12 protein-coding genes are annotated in these 15,602 nt (G+C 67.9%); 9 read left to right on the forward strand and 3 right to left on the reverse strand.

The features are described 5' to 3' along the window. Positions 1-589 precede the first annotated feature (589 nt). From dnaA to E0H50_RS03230, 6 genes are all read left to right on the forward strand, one after another. On the forward strand, positions 590-2,170 hold the full coding sequence (dnaA, locus tag E0H50_RS03205) for a chromosomal replication initiator protein DnaA (RefSeq protein ID WP_420323229.1): 1,581 nt from the start codon (positions 590-592) through the stop codon (positions 2,168-2,170). A 463-nt stretch (positions 2,171-2,633) separates the two neighbouring features. After that, a complete protein-coding gene (gene dnaN / locus E0H50_RS03210; protein ID WP_131284491.1) occupies positions 2,634-3,779 on the forward strand; it encodes a DNA polymerase III subunit beta in 1,146 nt (381 codons plus the stop codon). 26 nt (positions 3,780-3,805) lie between these two features. Further along, positions 3,806-4,729, forward strand: coding sequence for a phosphogluconate dehydrogenase (NAD(+)-dependent, decarboxylating) (gnd, locus tag E0H50_RS03215; RefSeq protein ID WP_131284493.1), 924 nt, complete (start codon positions 3,806-3,808; stop codon positions 4,727-4,729). A 1-nt stretch (position 4,730) separates the two neighbouring features. Then, on the forward strand, positions 4,731-5,870 hold the full coding sequence (recF, locus tag E0H50_RS03220) for a DNA replication/repair protein RecF (protein WP_131284495.1): 1,140 nt from the start codon (positions 4,731-4,733) through the stop codon (positions 5,868-5,870). Next, on the forward strand, positions 5,863-6,414 hold the full coding sequence (locus E0H50_RS03225) for a DciA family protein (protein ID WP_131284497.1): 552 nt from the start codon (positions 5,863-5,865) through the stop codon (positions 6,412-6,414). The genes recF and E0H50_RS03225 overlap by 8 nt, the downstream gene beginning before the upstream one ends. Positions 6,415-6,462: 48 nt before the next feature. Beyond that, positions 6,463-7,803, forward strand: coding sequence for a hypothetical protein (locus E0H50_RS03230; RefSeq protein WP_131284498.1), 1,341 nt, complete (start codon positions 6,463-6,465; stop codon positions 7,801-7,803). 20 nt (positions 7,804-7,823) lie between these two features. On the opposite strand, the gene E0H50_RS03235 is transcribed toward E0H50_RS03230, so the two are convergent. Genes E0H50_RS03235 through E0H50_RS03245 form a run of 3 tightly spaced genes read right to left on the reverse strand, consistent with a single transcriptional unit; the run spans position 7,824 to position 9,615 of the window. Beyond that, a complete protein-coding gene (locus E0H50_RS03235; protein ID WP_131284500.1) occupies positions 7,824-8,381 on the reverse strand; it encodes a hypothetical protein in 558 nt (185 codons plus the stop codon). Next, positions 8,378-8,986, reverse strand: a complete 609-nt coding sequence (locus E0H50_RS03240; protein ID WP_131284502.1) for a hypothetical protein — start codon at positions 8,984-8,986, stop codon at positions 8,378-8,380. Before E0H50_RS03240 ends, E0H50_RS03235 begins: the two co-directional genes overlap by 4 nt. Then, on the reverse strand, positions 8,983-9,615 hold the full coding sequence (locus tag E0H50_RS03245) for a hypothetical protein (protein WP_131284504.1): 633 nt from the start codon (positions 9,613-9,615) through the stop codon (positions 8,983-8,985). Before E0H50_RS03245 ends, E0H50_RS03240 begins: the two co-directional genes overlap by 4 nt. Positions 9,616-9,919: 304 nt before the next feature. Between E0H50_RS03245 and gyrB the strand changes: the two genes are divergently transcribed. From gyrB to E0H50_RS43655, 3 genes are read left to right on the forward strand one after another with little or no spacing between them, the layout of a single operon-like run. Further along, positions 9,920-12,010 (forward strand): DNA topoisomerase (ATP-hydrolyzing) subunit B, encoded by a 2,091-nt coding sequence (gene gyrB, locus E0H50_RS03250; RefSeq protein ID WP_131284506.1) that lies wholly within the window; start codon positions 9,920-9,922, stop codon positions 12,008-12,010. 41 nt (positions 12,011-12,051) lie between these two features. Then, positions 12,052-14,703, forward strand: a complete 2,652-nt coding sequence (gene gyrA / locus E0H50_RS03255; RefSeq protein WP_131284508.1) for a DNA gyrase subunit A — start codon at positions 12,052-12,054, stop codon at positions 14,701-14,703. Further along, a complete protein-coding gene (locus E0H50_RS43655; RefSeq protein ID WP_131284510.1) occupies positions 14,703-15,542 on the forward strand; it encodes a DUF3566 domain-containing protein in 840 nt (279 codons plus the stop codon). Before gyrA ends, E0H50_RS43655 begins: the two co-directional genes overlap by 1 nt. The last annotated feature ends 60 nt before the right edge of the window (positions 15,543-15,602 follow it).

Consider the following 15,602-nt stretch of genomic DNA (forward strand, 5'->3'; position numbering starts at 1 on the left):
TCTTCCGTCCGGCCCAGCTCAGTCCGCGGCAGGTACGACGTACTTCGGTGCGGCGCCGGCCGTCAACCAGTACCCCGGCGCGGGTCATGCCTGGGGTACGGCGGATTGGGGTACTGGCGGCAATGCACCAGGCGCGGTACCCATCGAGGGGGAGGCACGTGTGGACAACGCATCCACCAACCAGTGGTCACCCGACAACCGGCCAACGCAGGAGACCACGGCCGAACACCCTCCAGCCGACTCTCCAACTCCAGAGCCGGCACCCGACCGCCTCTTCCCCGAGGCACAGCAGCCACAGCAGCCGTCCGCTCAGCCGACCCCCCAGGAGCCCGCTCAGCAGCCGCCCGCTCCCCAGTCACTTCCGGCCACCCCGCCGGACTCAGCTCCACAGCAGCCCGCATTCCAGCAGCCGGCCCCGCAACCTCCCCAGCCGCAGTACACCCAACAGCCGGGTGCACAGCAGGCAGCTCCACAACAGCAGGCACCCGAGCAGCAGGCATCTCAGCACCACGCACCTCAGCAACAGGCGCCTCAGCAGCCCGCGGCAGTGACGGATCTTGGGGAAGCCTGGGCCCGGGTGCTTGCTGGCCTGCCGCCCAACCAACGCGCCTGGCTGACCAACTCGCGTCCGGTGACCCTGCACGAGAGCACCGCGATCGTCGCCGTACCCGACGACTTCACCCGCGGTCAGCTCGAGACGCGCCTCCGCCCCGACCTGGAGCGGATCCTCACCGAGAGCTTCGGTCGCGACATCCGCATCGCGGTCACCGTCGACCCGTCGCTCGACCCGGAGCTCCGCGAGCAGCAGGCGCCCCAGCAACCGCAGTACACCCAGCAGCCGGTGCAGCACCCGCAACAGCACTCCCAGCACGCACCGCAACAGCAACCGATGCAGCAGCCCATGCAGCCGGTTCAGCAGCCACCCGCCGTACGCGAACCGCTTCGCACCGACGGCGCGTTCCAGCCGACGATCCAGTCCGCCCTGACCGACCCGGACAACCAGTTCAGCCAGCCGGCCCAAGCCCCGCAGCAGTACCAGCAGCAGCCGCAACAGTCTTCGTTCGGCCAGCCGCTCGGATCGGTCGCCCCGCCGCCGAACGGTTCGACCCAGCCGGCCACCGAGGCGCAGGGCGAGGCCCGGCTGAACCCGAAGTACACCTTCGAGACCTTTGTCATCGGTAGCTCGAACCGGTTCGCGCACGCGGCCGCGGTCGCCGTCGCCGAGGCCCCGGGCAAGGCGTACAACCCACAGCTGATCTACGGCGACTCCGGTCTGGGCAAGACCCACCTGCTGCACGCGATCGGGCACTACGTCCGCAGTCTCTACACCGGTGCGCGCGTGCGGTACGTCTCCAGCGAAGAGTTCACCAACGACTTCATCAACGCGATCCGCGACGACAAGGCGTCCCAGTTCCAGCGCCGGTACCGCGACGTCGACGTACTGCTGATCGACGACATCCAGTTCCTGGAAGGCAAGATCCAGACCCAGGAAGAGTTCTTCCACACCTTCAACACGCTGCACAACGCGAACAAGCAGATCGTGATCAGCTCCGACCGCGCGCCGAAACGACTGGAGGCGCTGGAGGACCGGCTGCGGAACCGGTTCGAGTGGGGCCTGATCACCGACATCCAGCCGCCGGACCTCGAGACCCGGATCGCGATCCTGCGGAAGAAGGCCGCCACCGAGCGGCTGACCGCGCCGCCGGAGGTGCTGGAGTTCATCGCGTCGAAGGTGCAGACGAACATCCGGGAGCTCGAAGGCGCCCTGATCCGGGTCACCGCGTTCGCCAGCCTGAACCGGCAGCCGGTCGACCTGAGCCTCGCCGAGATCGTGCTGAAGGACCTGATCCCCGAAGGCAGCAAGCCCGAGGTGACCGCCAGCATGATCATGGGCCAGACCGCGTCGTACTTCGGACTCTCCATCGACGACCTGTGCGGTTCGAGCCGCAGCCGGGTGCTCGTCACGGCCCGCCAGATCGCCATGTATCTGTGCCGCGAGCTGACGGATCTGTCGCTGCCGAAGATCGGTCAGCAGTTCGGCGGCCGTGACCACACGACCGTGATGCACGCCGAACGGAAGATCCGGCAACTGATGTCGGAACGCCGCAGCGTCTTCAATCAGGTCACCGAACTGACCAACCGGATCAAGCACCAAGCCAAGCAGCAATAACCACACAGGCTGGGGACACAGCTGTGGAAAACTGTGGGTATCGCCGTGGAAAGGTCCGGTTGGGGTGTGGATCGCCTGTGGGGACAGATTTCGCCGTCCACGGCCGTCCCCAGCACAAGCGAGCGTCGTCCACACGGCGTCCCCACCCCAAAACAGGGTCTGACCTGCGAACTCGGCGCTTTTCCACAGTATCCACCGGTGCGAAGAACACTATGGAATCTGTAGAGAGATCGAAGGCCACAAAACGATCGAGCGGCCCGATCTGGGGAAAACCCCGATCTCGCGCCGGCTTGCGGGACCTGTCAGGCTGTTCCCGTGAGACCGCGAGGAGCAGTTCGCGGCCGCGTAGGAACGACGCCGACGCGACCCGCCCGAAGCGCCACGTCAGGCCCGATGGGCGCACAGCACCTTTGTCCGTGGCAGGATCTGCCTGGCACACAGCCGAAACAGGAGGCACCCAGCGGTGAAGTTTCGCGTCGAGCGCGACGTACTGGCCGAGTCGGTGGCCTGGGCCGCGCGCAGTTTGCCCAGTCGTCCCAGCGTCCCGATCCTTGCCGGCCTTCTGGTCGAGGCCGAGGACGGGCAGATCACCCTGTCCGGCTTCGACTACGAGACCTCGGTCCGGGTCACGGTCCCCGCGCAGGTGGCCGACGCCGGGAAGTGCCTGATCTCCGGCCGGCTCGTCGCCGACATCTCCAAGAGCCTTCCGAACCAGCCCGTGGACCTCGCGGTGGACGGCGCGAAGGCCCAGCTCACCTGTGGCAGTTCACGCTTCACTCTCCAGACGCTTCCTACAGAGGAATATCCGGCCCTTCCGGAGCTTCCGGCGGCCAGCGGCACGGTGAAGGCCGATGTCTTCGCCCAGGCCGTCTCACAGGTCGTGACGGCGGCCGGCCGCGAGGACACGTTGCCGGTGCTGACCGGTGTCCGGGTCGAGATCGAGGGCTCCACGATCTCCCTGCTGGCCACCGACCGCTACCGGTTGGCGATCCGCGAGCTGGAGTGGAACCCGCAGTCCCCCGACGCCTCGGCCGCCGCGCTGATTCCGGCGCGGGTGCTGTCCGAGACCGCGAAGGCGATGACCGGTTCGGACGTGATCGTCTCGCTGGCCGCACCCGGCACCGGTGACGGCATCGTCGGCTTCGAGGGCGAGGTGGCCGGCGGCAGTCGTCGTGCGACCACCCGGTTGCTGGACGGCGAGTTCCCGAAGGTCCGCGGCATCATCCCGACCGACGCGGCGATCGCGACCCGGGTCCGGATCGACACGGCGACCCTCGTCGAGGCGGTCAAGCGCGTCGCACTCGTTGCGGAGCGCAACGCTCCGGTCCGGCTGACGTTCGAGGACGACAGCGTGACGCTCGACGCCGGCAGCGGTGACGAGGCGCAGGCGTCGGAGTCGCTCGAGGCGCGGGTCGTCGGCGAGCCGGTGACCGTAGGCTTCAACCCGACGTACCTGCTCGACGGTCTCGGTGCGATCGGTACGCCGGTCGCGCACCTGGCCTTCACGCAGGCCACGAAGCCGGCCGAACTGACCGGTGTGACGGACTTCGACGGCGACCCCATCAGTGAGTTCCGCTACGTGCTGATGCCGGTCCGCCTGAACAGCTGAACACCAACAGAACAAGGGGATTCACGATGGAGCTCGGCCTTGTCGGTCTCGGCAAGATGGGCGGCAACATGCGCCAGCGGATCCGGAACGCGGGCCACACCGTGGTCGGGTTCGATCACAACCAGGACATCTCCGACTCCAAGGACCTCGCCGACATGGTCGGCAAGCTCACCGCGACCGACCAGCCCAAGGTGGTCTGGATCATGGTCCCGGTGCAGGCGATCGACCCGGTCGTCACCGAGCTGGCCGAGCTGCTCTCCCCCGGCGACATCGTGATCGACGGCGGCAACAGCCGCTGGACCGACGACACCCGGCGTGCCGCCCAGCTCGCCGAGAAGGACATCCGCTTCGTCGACTGCGGCGTCTCCGGCGGTGTCTGGGGCCTGGAGAACGGCTACGCGCTGATGTGCGGCGGCGACCAGGACACCGTCGGTATCGTGATGCCGATCTTCGAGGCGCTGAAGCCCGAGGGCGAGTTCGGTTTCGTGCACGCCGGCAAGGTCGGCGCCGGGCACTTCTCGAAGATGGTCCACAACGGCATCGAGTACGGGATCATGCAGGCCTACGCCGAGGGCTACGAGCTGCTCGAGGCGTCGGACATCGTGGAGAACGTGCCGCAGGCGTTCCAGTCCTGGCGCGAGGGCACCGTGATCCGGTCCTGGTTGCTCGACCTGCTGGTGAACGCGCTCGACGACGACAACCACCTGGAGAAGATCAAGGGGTACGCCGACGACTCCGGCGAGGGCCGCTGGACCGTCGAGGCCGCGATCGACCTCGCCGTACCGACGCCGGCGATCGCCGCCGCACTGTTCGCCCGGTTCTCGTCGCGGCAGGAGGACTCGCCGGCGATGAAGGCGATCGCCGCGATGCGGAACCAGTTCGGCGGTCACGCGGTGAAGGGTGCCGAGTCCGCGGACCCGTCCTACGCCACGCCCCCGATCAAGCACTGAGGTGTACGTCACCGCCCTGGGTCTGCTCGACTTCCGGTCCTACCAGCAGGCGGAGGTCCAGCTCACTCCGGGCGTGACGTCCTTCGTCGGGCCGAACGGCCACGGCAAGACCAACCTGGTCGAGGCGATCCACTACACCGCGACCCTCGGTTCGCACCGGGTGGCGAACGACGCACCGCTGGTGCGGGCCGGGGCCACCCGCGCGATCGTGCGGACGGAGATCCGCAGCCAGTACGACCGGGACGTGGTCGTCGAGCTGGAAATCAATCCTGGGAAGGCAAATCGGGCCCGGGTGAACCGCTCGCCCGTGCCGCGGCCACGCGAAGTGCTCGGTCTGCTCCGCACGGTGCTGTTCGCGCCGGAGGATCTGGCGCTGGTGAAGGGCGATCCGGCCGAGCGGCGCCGGTTCCTGGACGAGTTGCTGACGCTGCGGGCACCGCGGATGGCCGGCGTACGGCAGGACTACGACCGGGTGCTCAAGCAACGGAACTCGTTGCTCCGGAGCGCTTCACAGGCCCGCCGGCAGAACCGGTCGAGTGCCGCCGAGAGCCAGCTGCGTACGCTCGAGGTCTGGGACTCGAACCTCGCGCGCGCCGGGTCCGAGCTGCTCGCGACCCGCCTGGAGTTGCTGGAGGCGTTGCGCCCACTGGTGTCCAGCGCGTACGACGCCGTTGCCCGGGGCAAGGGTGATGCGCGGCTCGAGTACAAGTCGTCCGTACTGCTCGAACCCGGTGTGGTGTCGCGGGAGCAACTCGAGGAGCTGCTGCTCGCGGCGGTGCGGGAGAAGCGGCAGGACGAGCTCGACCGTGGTGTGTCACTGGTCGGACCGCATCGCGACGACGTCGTACTCGGGCTCGGGGACTTGCCCGCGAAGGGGTACGCGAGTCACGGTGAGTCCTGGTCGTTCGCGCTCGCGCTGCGGCTGGCGTCGTACGACCTGCTGCGCGCGGACGGAGGTGAACCGGTGCTGATCCTCGACGACGTGTTCGCCGAGCTCGACTCGCAGCGCCGGGACCGCCTGGCCGAGCTGGTCGCGCCGGCCGAGCAGGTGCTGGTGACCGCGGCCGTCGGCGCGGACGTGCCAGATGAACTGAACGGGGCGCGCTTCGAGGTGGGTGAGGGGGTCGTTCAGCGTGCCTGAACCCCCGGATTCCTCCGAGAGCGGCCCTGAGAGCGACGCCGAGCACGACAAGCAGGGCCTCGAGCTCGCGAAATCGCTCGCGGCCCGGCTGAAGCAGCAGGCGGCGAAGGGCGGCATCATGCCGGTCAAACGCCGCCGGCGGCCGCGGATCGGCGGCGCCCAGATCAGCAGCGCCCGCCCCGACGACCGCGACCCGCAGCAGCTGACCAACACCCTCGGCCGGCTGATGCGCGACCAGGGCTGGGAGGTCGACGTCGCCGTTCACGGCGTGATGGCCCGCTGGCCGTCCATCGTCGGCCCGGAGATGGCCGAGCACTGCAAACCGGAGTCGTACGACGACACGGTGCTCACCGTCCGTACGTCGTCGACCGCGTGGAAGGTCCAACTCGACCTGCTGGTCCCGCAACTGCTCTTCCGGCTGAACGACGAACTCGGCGACGGAACCGTGACCCAGGTGAAGGTCCTCGGCCCGAACACCTATACCTGGCGCAAGGGCCCCCGCACGATCCGCGGCGGCCGCGGCCCCCGGGACACCTACGGATAACGGCCTGAGTTGCTCGGAGGACCCGGCCCTCCCCTAGGATCGGGCGCGATGCGTACGGTCGTTGACGGATTCCGCGAGATGGTCCACCTGATCGGAGATACCTTCCGGCTCTGGTGGAAGAATCTCCTGCCCATGACCACCTGGTGGCTTGCCGGGTTCGTCGGGTTCACGGTCTGCGCGCAGGGCGCTATCTGGCTGGCGAAGCACCTGCACTCGAGTCTGGGCACCGGCCTGTTCGCGGTCGGCGTACTGCTCCAGATCACCGCGTCGGTCGGCATGATCCGGACCTGTGCGATGTCGCTGTACCGGTGGCGGGACGCGGCGAGCAACGAGGCCGAGGAAACGTCGGACCCGACGCAGCGTGGCCTGCTGGAGTTGCTCGCGGTCACACTGCTGCCGCTGGTCGCGGTCTGGTCGGCGTGGGGCTTCTTCGACAAGCAGGTCAGCCAGTTGAGCGCGACGTTCCTGGTCCAGAACGGACTGCAGCAGGGCTCGTCGTTCTTCAAGCTCGGCGATCACAACTGGCACGGGTACCTGCCGGCGCTGGGTGTTCTGCTGGTGCTGCGCCGGGTGTTCCAGGCGATCGACGACCGGTGGCCGAGCCGCCCGGTGAAGTTCGCCCAGGTCTGGGCCGAGGCCTTCTTCGTGCTGCTCACCTTCGTGATCACGCCGTTCGCGATCAGCCAGGGCAAGGCGTGGTTCAAGGACCGGTCCTTCTGGTACTGGTCGCTGGACTGGTGGGACGGCCTCAAGGGCTTCTTCGACAAGATCCACATCCCGATCCCGGCCGGTATCGAGTTCCTCTGGGGCTTCTTCTGGGAATCGCTCTGGCCGCTGTTCAAGCTGGGCGTCGCGGAGCCGCTGACATGGCTGGCGATCACCACCGTGGTCTTCGGCCACCGGGTGCTGTCGAGCGGTGGTGTCCTCCGGGGCACGCGGCTGGAACGCCGGCTCGGCGCGCACGTCGAGCAGCAGCAGGCACCGCAGCGGGGCCGGCTGGTCGGCCTCACCTACAAGGCCCCGGACCTGCTGCTGGCGGGTCTGCGGGAGAAGTTCTATCCCGCGATCAACGCGTTCCGCCTGCTGGTCCGGGTCGGACCGGTGTTCCTAGGTGTGGTCTGCCTCGTCTACACGTTCTGGGTGCTCGGTAGCGACTGGTCGTTCGTGGTGTTCCAGCGGATGCTCGGCATCCACGGGGTGCACTGGGGCTTGATGAACCACGAGATCGCCAACCTGATCCAGGAGATGCTCTTCGAGCCGCTGCGGATCGCGCTCCTGGCGGCCGCCTTCGACCTGTGCATCTCGGTCGGCAACGAGCGGCGCGCCGAAGCGGCGGCGATCGCCGAGGCCAAGGCGCCGGCCAAGCAGCCGGCTCCCGCCAACGCCTGAGGTTTCGTCCGGGCCCCCGGTCAGGGAGTGATGAGCACCCGCCGGTGGATGTAGAAGTCCTCGACGGTCAGACCGATCAGGTTTGGTACGGCGCTCTTCGGGACGATGTAGACCTTGGCGACCTGCCCCGGCTTGTCCATCGTGAACGGGTGGTCGTCGTCCCCGCAGTAGGTCGGCAGCGGGTAACCGTAGGCCTGGGTGTCGTCCCAGGTGTTGCCCTTGCTGTCCCGCAGGAGCGCGTCACAGCTGAACCCCTGCTCGTTGAGCCGAATACCCTTCCGCGGCGTCACCGTGAGCGTGGCCAGCACGACGATCGACCCCGCCGGGGCGTCGAGCTTGATCGCCTCGCCGTCCTCGTTCAGCAGCGCGGTGTAGGCCTTCATCGAGTCCAGCTTCCACTCGATGGACTGGACCGTCACCGGCCCCTGGCTGACGACCTCGTCGATCCGGCCCTGTTTGTACAGGTCCTCGTCGTCGCTCAGGTACGGACGGAGCATGGAGAACGTTCCGACGCCCAGCAGGGCCAGCACCAAGGGGATCTGTACGAGCAGCCGGCCCGCGCGGCTCGCGAGCTTCACGACGCCACCCGGGTGACGTCGCCATTGACGACGTACTGGTCGACGGCGCCGTCGACCATCTGCTGGGCGATGTCCTCGGTCGGGATGCCCAGGTCGACGCGGATCTCGGAGTTGTACACGTTGAAGATCATGGACGGCTTCATTCTCAGGGTCAGGCCCTTCAGATCGGCCGGGTTCGCCTCGAACACGACGGCCCCGGTGCTCGCGAAGCCGGCGTCGGGAAACTCCATCCTGCTCTCGCTCGGTTCGCTGACCTCGGTGTACACGCTGCCGCCGTCGGTGATCAGCACGGGGTCGAACGAATCGGGGTCCTTCACGCCGCGGACCGCATCCCATTCGACGGCGATGAAGACGCCGTTGGTCTCGAACGGCTTGTCGTCGTCACTCGGGTCGGACTGGATGATCGTCTTGGCGAACTTGATCCGGGTGACCTTCATCGTCGATCCGCTGCCCGCGAACGGGAGCGCCTCGCCGATGGTGCCGTGCACGACCTTCAGGTTCTGGTCGTCGCCGTAGACGTGGTCGGGACCGGCCAGCCGGGTGATCCCGCCGAGCAGGACGAACAGCAGGCCGACCAGGATGGTCGCGGGGCGGTAGAGCTTCATCCGTCCTTCCCGTCGTCGACGACAACGGTCGGCTTCAGCCGGACGACGGCAACCGGGGTCTCGCTCTGCCAGTACGGCTTCTCCTGCAGACCGAGTGCGCCGTTGTCGCCCTTGTACTGCTCCCCGAGGACGCCGATCTCGACCGTGTCCGCGGCGAAGTCCGGAGCGACCTCGAACTTGGTGCTGCACTCCACGGGCGGCAGCCCGTAGACCAGGTCCCAGTTCAGGCCCTGGCAGTCACCGCCGTTGGAGTCGACCAGGTCCTCGCCGCCGCCCGGTACGAAGACGAGCAGGTCGTTGTGGATCGACTCGCTCTTGTGTTCCTCGGAGTCGATGTTCTTCGCGGTGAAATACACCCTCAGCACGGTCTCGGCCTCGCTGTACTCGCCCTTCGGCTTCCGGATGATCTCCGCCTTGGTGAAGCCGAACTCGAACCGGCCGGCCGTCACCGTCGCCGGGGCGTCCATGGTCGGGACGACGCGGCCCTTCTTCTCTTTCCACCCGCCGGTGGCCAGGATCACCAGGGCCGCGGCCACGATGAGGGCGATCACCAGCAACCAGATCCGCCGGTGCCGGTGAATCACCCGGTCGGCGATCATCGCATCGATGACCTCGTCGAGACTTTCCACGGCTGCGATCCTAAGGGGCGGTGGGTGCGCGCCCGGGCCCCCGTCGTCCCCGGCGCCCTCGAACGGCCCTGAGCGGTCTGGACCGGTGGGTCTCGGAACGGTCAGTCGCGAAACTGCCGGAGGCCACTGAGTGCCCGTGAGCGCTTTCTGGCCCCCCACCCGCGAGAGGGGACATGGAGATGAGGGAGAAAAGACGCCCTGAGGTGAGTTTCGGGCGGCTGGTGGCAGGTTCTGGTTCGGTCGACAGGTAGAATGGTGGACGTGCCGCCGTTATGACCGTAGAGGGCGGCTCTACTGTGCCGCGATGCCTCGCGAATGCGAGGTCCGAGGAGGACAACCACCGGTGACCGACGAGCCGATCGAGATCGACGCCAACCAGTCCGCCGACCCCATCGGCACCACCGCAGCCAGCGAGGAACTCCTCGACGCCATCCCGTCGAACCTCGTCGAGCGTGAGTACGACGCGAGCGCGATCCAGGTCCTGGAGGGGCTGGACGCGGTCCGGAAGCGCCCGGGGATGTACATCGGGTCCACGGGTGAGCGCGGTCTGCACCACCTCGTCACCGAGGTGGTCGACAACGCGGTCGACGAGGCCATGGCCGGGTACGGCGACCGGATCGTCGTCACCCTGCTGCCCGACGGCGCGGTCAGCGTCGAGGACAACGGCCGCGGCATCCCGGTCGACATCGTCGAGTCCGAGGGCAAGCCGGCCGTCACCGTCGTACTGACGGTCCTGCACGCCGGCGGCAAGTTCGGCGGCGGTGGCTACAAGGTGTCCGGTGGTCTGCACGGCGTCGGTGTGTCCGTCGTGAACGCGCTGTCCACCCGGCTCAAGGTCGACGTGAAGCTGAAGGGCAAGCTGTACACGCAGTCCTTCACGCACGGCGTCCCGGACGAGGACCTCGCCGAGATCGGTACGTCGGACTCCAACGGGACGACCGTGACGTTCTGGGCGGACCCGGACGTCTTCGAGACCACGACGTACTCGTACGAGACGCTGGCAACCCGGTTCCGCGAGATGGCCTTCCTGAACAAGGGCCTGGAGATCGTGATCCGGGACGAGCGGCCGGACCACACCGAGGACGGCCACCCGGTCGAGCAGTCGTTCAAGGCGGACAACGGCCTGGTCGACTACGTGAAGTACCTGACCGGTATTCGCGAGACTGTGCACCGCGACGTGATCTCGTTCGAGGCCGCGGCCAACGGCGAGAACAGCATGAGCCTCGAGGTCGCCCTGCAGTGGAGTGGCTCGTTCCAGGAGTCCGTGCACACCTTCGCGAACGCGATCAACACGCACGAGGGCGGCACCCACGAAGAGGGCTTCCGGGCCGCGCTCACCTCACTGGTCAACTCGTTCGGCGAGGACCAGGGCATGATCAAGAAGAAAGAGGACCGGCTCACCGGTGACGACATCCGGGAGGGCCTGACCGCGATCATCTCGGTCAAGCTCAGCGAGCCGCAGTTCGAGGGCCAGACCAAGACCAAGCTCGGCAACACCGAGGTCAAGGGCTTCGTCCAGCGGGTCGTGAACGACAAACTCGGCGCCTGGTTCGAGCAGAACCCGGCCGAGGGCCGCGAGATCATTCGCAAGGCGACCGCGGCGGCGAGCGCCCGGATCGCGGCCCGCAAGGCCCGCGACCTGGCCCGTAACCGCAAGGGCCTGCTGGGCGGCGGCGGCCTGCCGGGCAAGCTGGCCGACTGCCAGTCGACCAACCCCGAGGAGTGCGAGGTCTACATCGTCGAGGGTGACTCGGCGGGCGGCTCCGCGAAGGGCGGCCGGGACCCGAAGTTCCAGGCCATCCTGCCGATCCGGGGCAAGATCCTGAACGTCGAGAAGGCCCGGATCGACAAGGTCCTGCAGAACAACGAGGTCCAGGCGATCATCTCCGCGCTCGGCACCGGGATCCACGAGGACTTCGACGAGGAGAAGCTGCGGTACCACAAGATCGTGATCATGGCCGACGCCGACGTCGACGGCCAGCACATCCGGACGCTGCTGCTGACCCTGCTGTTCCGCTTCATGCGCCCGCTGATCGAGCGCGGTCACGTGTACGCCGCGCAGCCGCCGCTGTACAAGATCCGCTGGAGCAACCAGCCCGACGAGCTCGCGTACACCGACCGGGAGCGCGACGGACTGCTCGAGGCCGGCTACGAGGCCGGCAAGAAGCTGCCCAAGGAGAACCCGATCCAGCGCTACAAGGGTCTGGGCGAGATGAACGCGAACGAGCTGTGGGACACCACGATGGACCCGGCGAACCGGGTGCTGCTGCAGATCACGCTGGACGACGCGATCCGCGCCGACGAGACGTTCCAGACGCTGATGGGCGACGACATCGAGGCGCGGCGCAGTTTCATCCAGCGCAACGCCAAGGACGTCCGCTTCCTCGACATCTGAGCTCGCCGCACACCGACGTACTGATCTGAACGGGACTTTTCATGACCGAGACCCCCACTGGCCACGACCGCATCGAGCCTCTCGACCTGCAGACCGAGATGCAGCAGTCGTACCTCGACTACGCGATGGCGGTCATCGTCGGCCGCGCGCTGCCCGAGGTCCGGGACGGCCTCAAGCCGGTGCACCGCCGCATCCTCTACGCGATGTACGACGGCGGTTACCGGCCGGACCGCGGCTTCAACAAGTGCTCCCGCGTCGTCGGTGACGTCATGGGTCAGTACCACCCGCACGGCGACTCGGCGATCTACGACACCCTGGTCCGGCTGGCGCAGCCGTGGGTGATGCGGGCGCCGCTGATCCAGGGCCAGGGCAACTTCGGTTCCCCGGGCAACGACCCGGCCGCGGCCATGCGGTACACCGAGTGCCGGATGGCGCCGCTGGCGATGGAGATGGTCCGCGACATCGACCAGGAGACCGTCGACTTCCGGCCCAACTACGACGGCAAGTCGCAGGAGCCGGTGATCCTGCCGGCCCGCTTCCCGAACCTGCTGGTCAACGGCTCGTCCGGGATCGCGGTCGGGATGGCGACGAACATCCCGCCGCACAACCTGCGGGAGGTCGCTGCCGCGGTCGACTGGGCGCTGGAGCACCCGGACGCGACCCGTGAGGAGCTGCTCGAGGCCTGCCTGCAGTCCATCAAGGGCCCCGACTTCCCGAACGGCGCGCTGATCGTCGGCTACAAGGGCATCGACGACGCCTACCGCACCGGCCGGGGCTCGGTCACGATGCGCGCGGTGGTGGACATCGAGGAAGACGCCAAGGGCCGCACCAGCCTGGTCGTCACCGAACTGCCGTACATGGTGAACCCGGACAACCTGGCGCTGAAGATCGCCGAGCTGGTGAACACCGGCAAGATGACCGGGATCGCCGACATCCGCGACGACAGCTCGTCCCGGACCGGTCAGCGACTCGTCATCGTGCTGAAGCGGGACGCTCAGCCGCGCGTCGTACTGAACAACCTCTACAAGCACACGCCGCTGCAGGACACCTTCGGCTGCAACATGCTCGCGCTCGTCGACGGCGTACCGCGCACCTTGAGCGTGGACCTGTTCATCAAGCACTGGATCGACCACCAGATCGAGGTCATCCAGCGGCGGACCCGGTTCCGCCTGCGTGAGGCCGAGAAGAACGCGCACATCTACCGCGGGTACGTGAAGGCGCTGGACGCCCTCGACGAGGTGATCGCGCTGATCCGGCGCAGCCCCGACGTGGACGAGGCCCGGACCGGCCTGATCCAGCTGCTCGAGATCGACGAGATCCAGGCACAGGCGATCCTGGACATGCAGCTGCGCCGGCTGGCCGCCCTGGAGCGGCAGAAGATCATCGAGCGGTTGCAGGAGCTCGAGGCGATCATCGCCGACCTCGAGGACATCCTGGCCAGCCCGGAGCGGCAGCGCACGATCGTCAAGGACGAGCTCGCCGAGATCGTCGAGCGGTACGGCGACGAGCGGCGTACCGAGATCATCGCGGCCGACGGCGACCTGTCGGTGCAGGACCTGGTGCCGGACGAGGACGTCGTCGTCACCATCTCCCGCGGCGGGTACGCGAAGCGGACCAAGACCGACCTCTACCGGACGCAGAACCGCGGCGGTAAGGGCGTCCGCGGCGCCGCGCTGCGGGCCGAGGACGAGATCAGCCACTTCTTCGCCACCACGAACCACCACTGGATGCTGTTCTTCACCACCAAGGGCCGGGTCTACCGGGCCAAGGTGTGGCAGCTGCCCGAGTCGGCCCGGGACGCGAAGGGCTCGCACGTGGCCGGTCTGCTCTCGTTCCAGCCGGACGAGCAGATCGCGCAGGTGCTGACGCTGCGCGACTACGAGCAGTCGGACTACCTGGTGCTCGCGACCAAGAAGGGCCTGGTCAAGAAGACGGCGCTGCGCGACTACGACTCGGCGCGGCAGAGCGGCATCATCGCGGTCAACTTCCGGGACGAGGACGACGAGCTGATCGGCGCCGACCTGGCCACCTCCGAGGACGACCTGCTGCTGGTGTCCCGCAAGGGCCAGTCGATCCGCTTCACCGCGAACGACGAGCAGCTGCGGCCGATGGGCCGGGCCACCTCCGGCGTCACCGGGATGAAGTTCCGCTCCGGCGACGAACTGCTGTCGATGTCGGTCATCCGGGCCGGCGCGGACGAGGACTCGCAGTTCGTCTTCACGGTCACCGACGCCGGGTACGCGAAGCGGTCTCGCGTCTCCGAGTACCGGCAGCAGGGCCGCGGCGGTCTGGGGATCAAGGCGGTCAAGCTGAACGACGAGCGCGGCTCGCTGGTCGGCGCGATCATCGTCGTCGACGAGGACCAGGTGCTCGCGATCAAGGCCAGCGGTCAGGTCGTCCGGAGCCGGGTCGACAGCGTCCCGGTCAAGGGCCGCGACACGATGGGTGTCCGGTTCGCCGGCGTCGGCGAGTCCGACGCGGTCGTCGCGATCGCCCGGAACACCGATCTGACCGTCGTCGGGGAGGAATCGGAAGCCGCCGAGGAGGGTACCGTCGCTGAAGGTGCCCAGAATGTGGACGGATCGACAACCGAATCCACCTCTGAGAGCGTCCAGAATGATGAAGAGCGTTCGACGGACGTGGACGGCGCGGCTACCGTCGAAGACGACGAAGCCGGCCAGGAGGGTGACTGATGACCAACCGCGCGAGGCCGACATGGCCTGAAGGTGCGGCCGACAGCTCCAACTCCCAGCGCACCGCGCAGGGTGGGAAGCCGTCAGCTGCCCCGGCCAACCCGGCTTCCAACGGTCGTTCCAACGGCGCTCCCGGCGCCAACGGCCAGAGGACAGGTACGCCGAACGGCCAGCGGCCGTCCGAGTACCGCCCGCAGGCCCCAGGGTCCGCACCGGTGCGGCCGCCCACCCCGAGTACACCCGGTCGCCCGGAGCAGTGGACCCCTCCCTCGGTCGTCACGCCGGTCGGCGGCGCCCCGTCGTACGGCGGGACCGAGGCGAAGACCGAGTCGTTCGGTGACCGGATGAGCTCCGCGCGGCAGGCCGTCCTGGACAAGGCCGCCGGGGTGAAGGCCGACAAGGCGGAGCGCGACCAGGCCAAGCAGGAGCGGCTCGCCGAGAAGGACGCCAAGTCGTCGGGCCGGCCGCAGACGCGGAAGGCGCGGCTGCGGATGTCCCGGATCGACCCGTGGTCGGTGATGAAGACGGCGTTCCTGCTGGCGATCGCGTTCGGGATCGTGACCTGGGTCGCGGTCTTCATCGTCTGGTCCGCGATCGGCGCGGCCGGGGTGTTCGACAACATCAACTCGACCGTCCAGGAAGTCCTCGGTACGCCGGCGGGCGAGCCGTTCCGGGTCGAGAACTACATCAACACCGGCAAGGTGATGGGCTTCACCACCCTGCTGGCGTGCGCCGACGTGCTGATCATCACGGCACTCGCGACCCTCGGATCGTTCCTCTACAACATCGCCGCCACGCTCCTCGGCGGCCTCGAAGTCACGCTGGCGTCGGAGGACTGATCGGTCGTGGCCGGGCCCCACGAGGCCCGGCCGTAACCGGTTTGGGAGTAGGGCACTTGG

It is taken from the genome of Kribbella sindirgiensis, from assembly GCF_004331435.1.
Lineage (GTDB): Bacteria > Actinomycetota > Actinomycetes > Propionibacteriales > Kribbellaceae > Kribbella > Kribbella sindirgiensis.

What these genes read in the sequence shown, in the direction of transcription:
- gnd (WP_131284493.1), top strand. Translation starts at nt 3,806, where the DNA reads ATGGAGCTCGGCCTTGTCGGTCTCGGCAAGATGGGCGGCAACATGCGC.
- E0H50_RS03230 (WP_131284498.1), top strand. Translation starts at nt 6,463, where the DNA reads ATGCGTACGGTCGTTGACGGATTCCGCGAGATGGTCCACCTGATCGGA.
- E0H50_RS03240 (WP_131284502.1), bottom strand. Translation starts at nt 8,986, where the DNA reads ATGAAGCTCTACCGCCCCGCGACCATCCTGGTCGGCCTGCTGTTCGTC.
- gyrB (WP_131284506.1), top strand. Translation starts at nt 9,920, where the DNA reads ATGCCTCGCGAATGCGAGGTCCGAGGAGGACAACCACCGGTGACCGAC.
- gyrA (WP_131284508.1), top strand. Translation starts at nt 12,052, where the DNA reads ATGACCGAGACCCCCACTGGCCACGACCGCATCGAGCCTCTCGACCTG.
- E0H50_RS43655 (WP_131284510.1), top strand. Translation starts at nt 14,703, where the DNA reads ATGACCAACCGCGCGAGGCCGACATGGCCTGAAGGTGCGGCCGACAGC.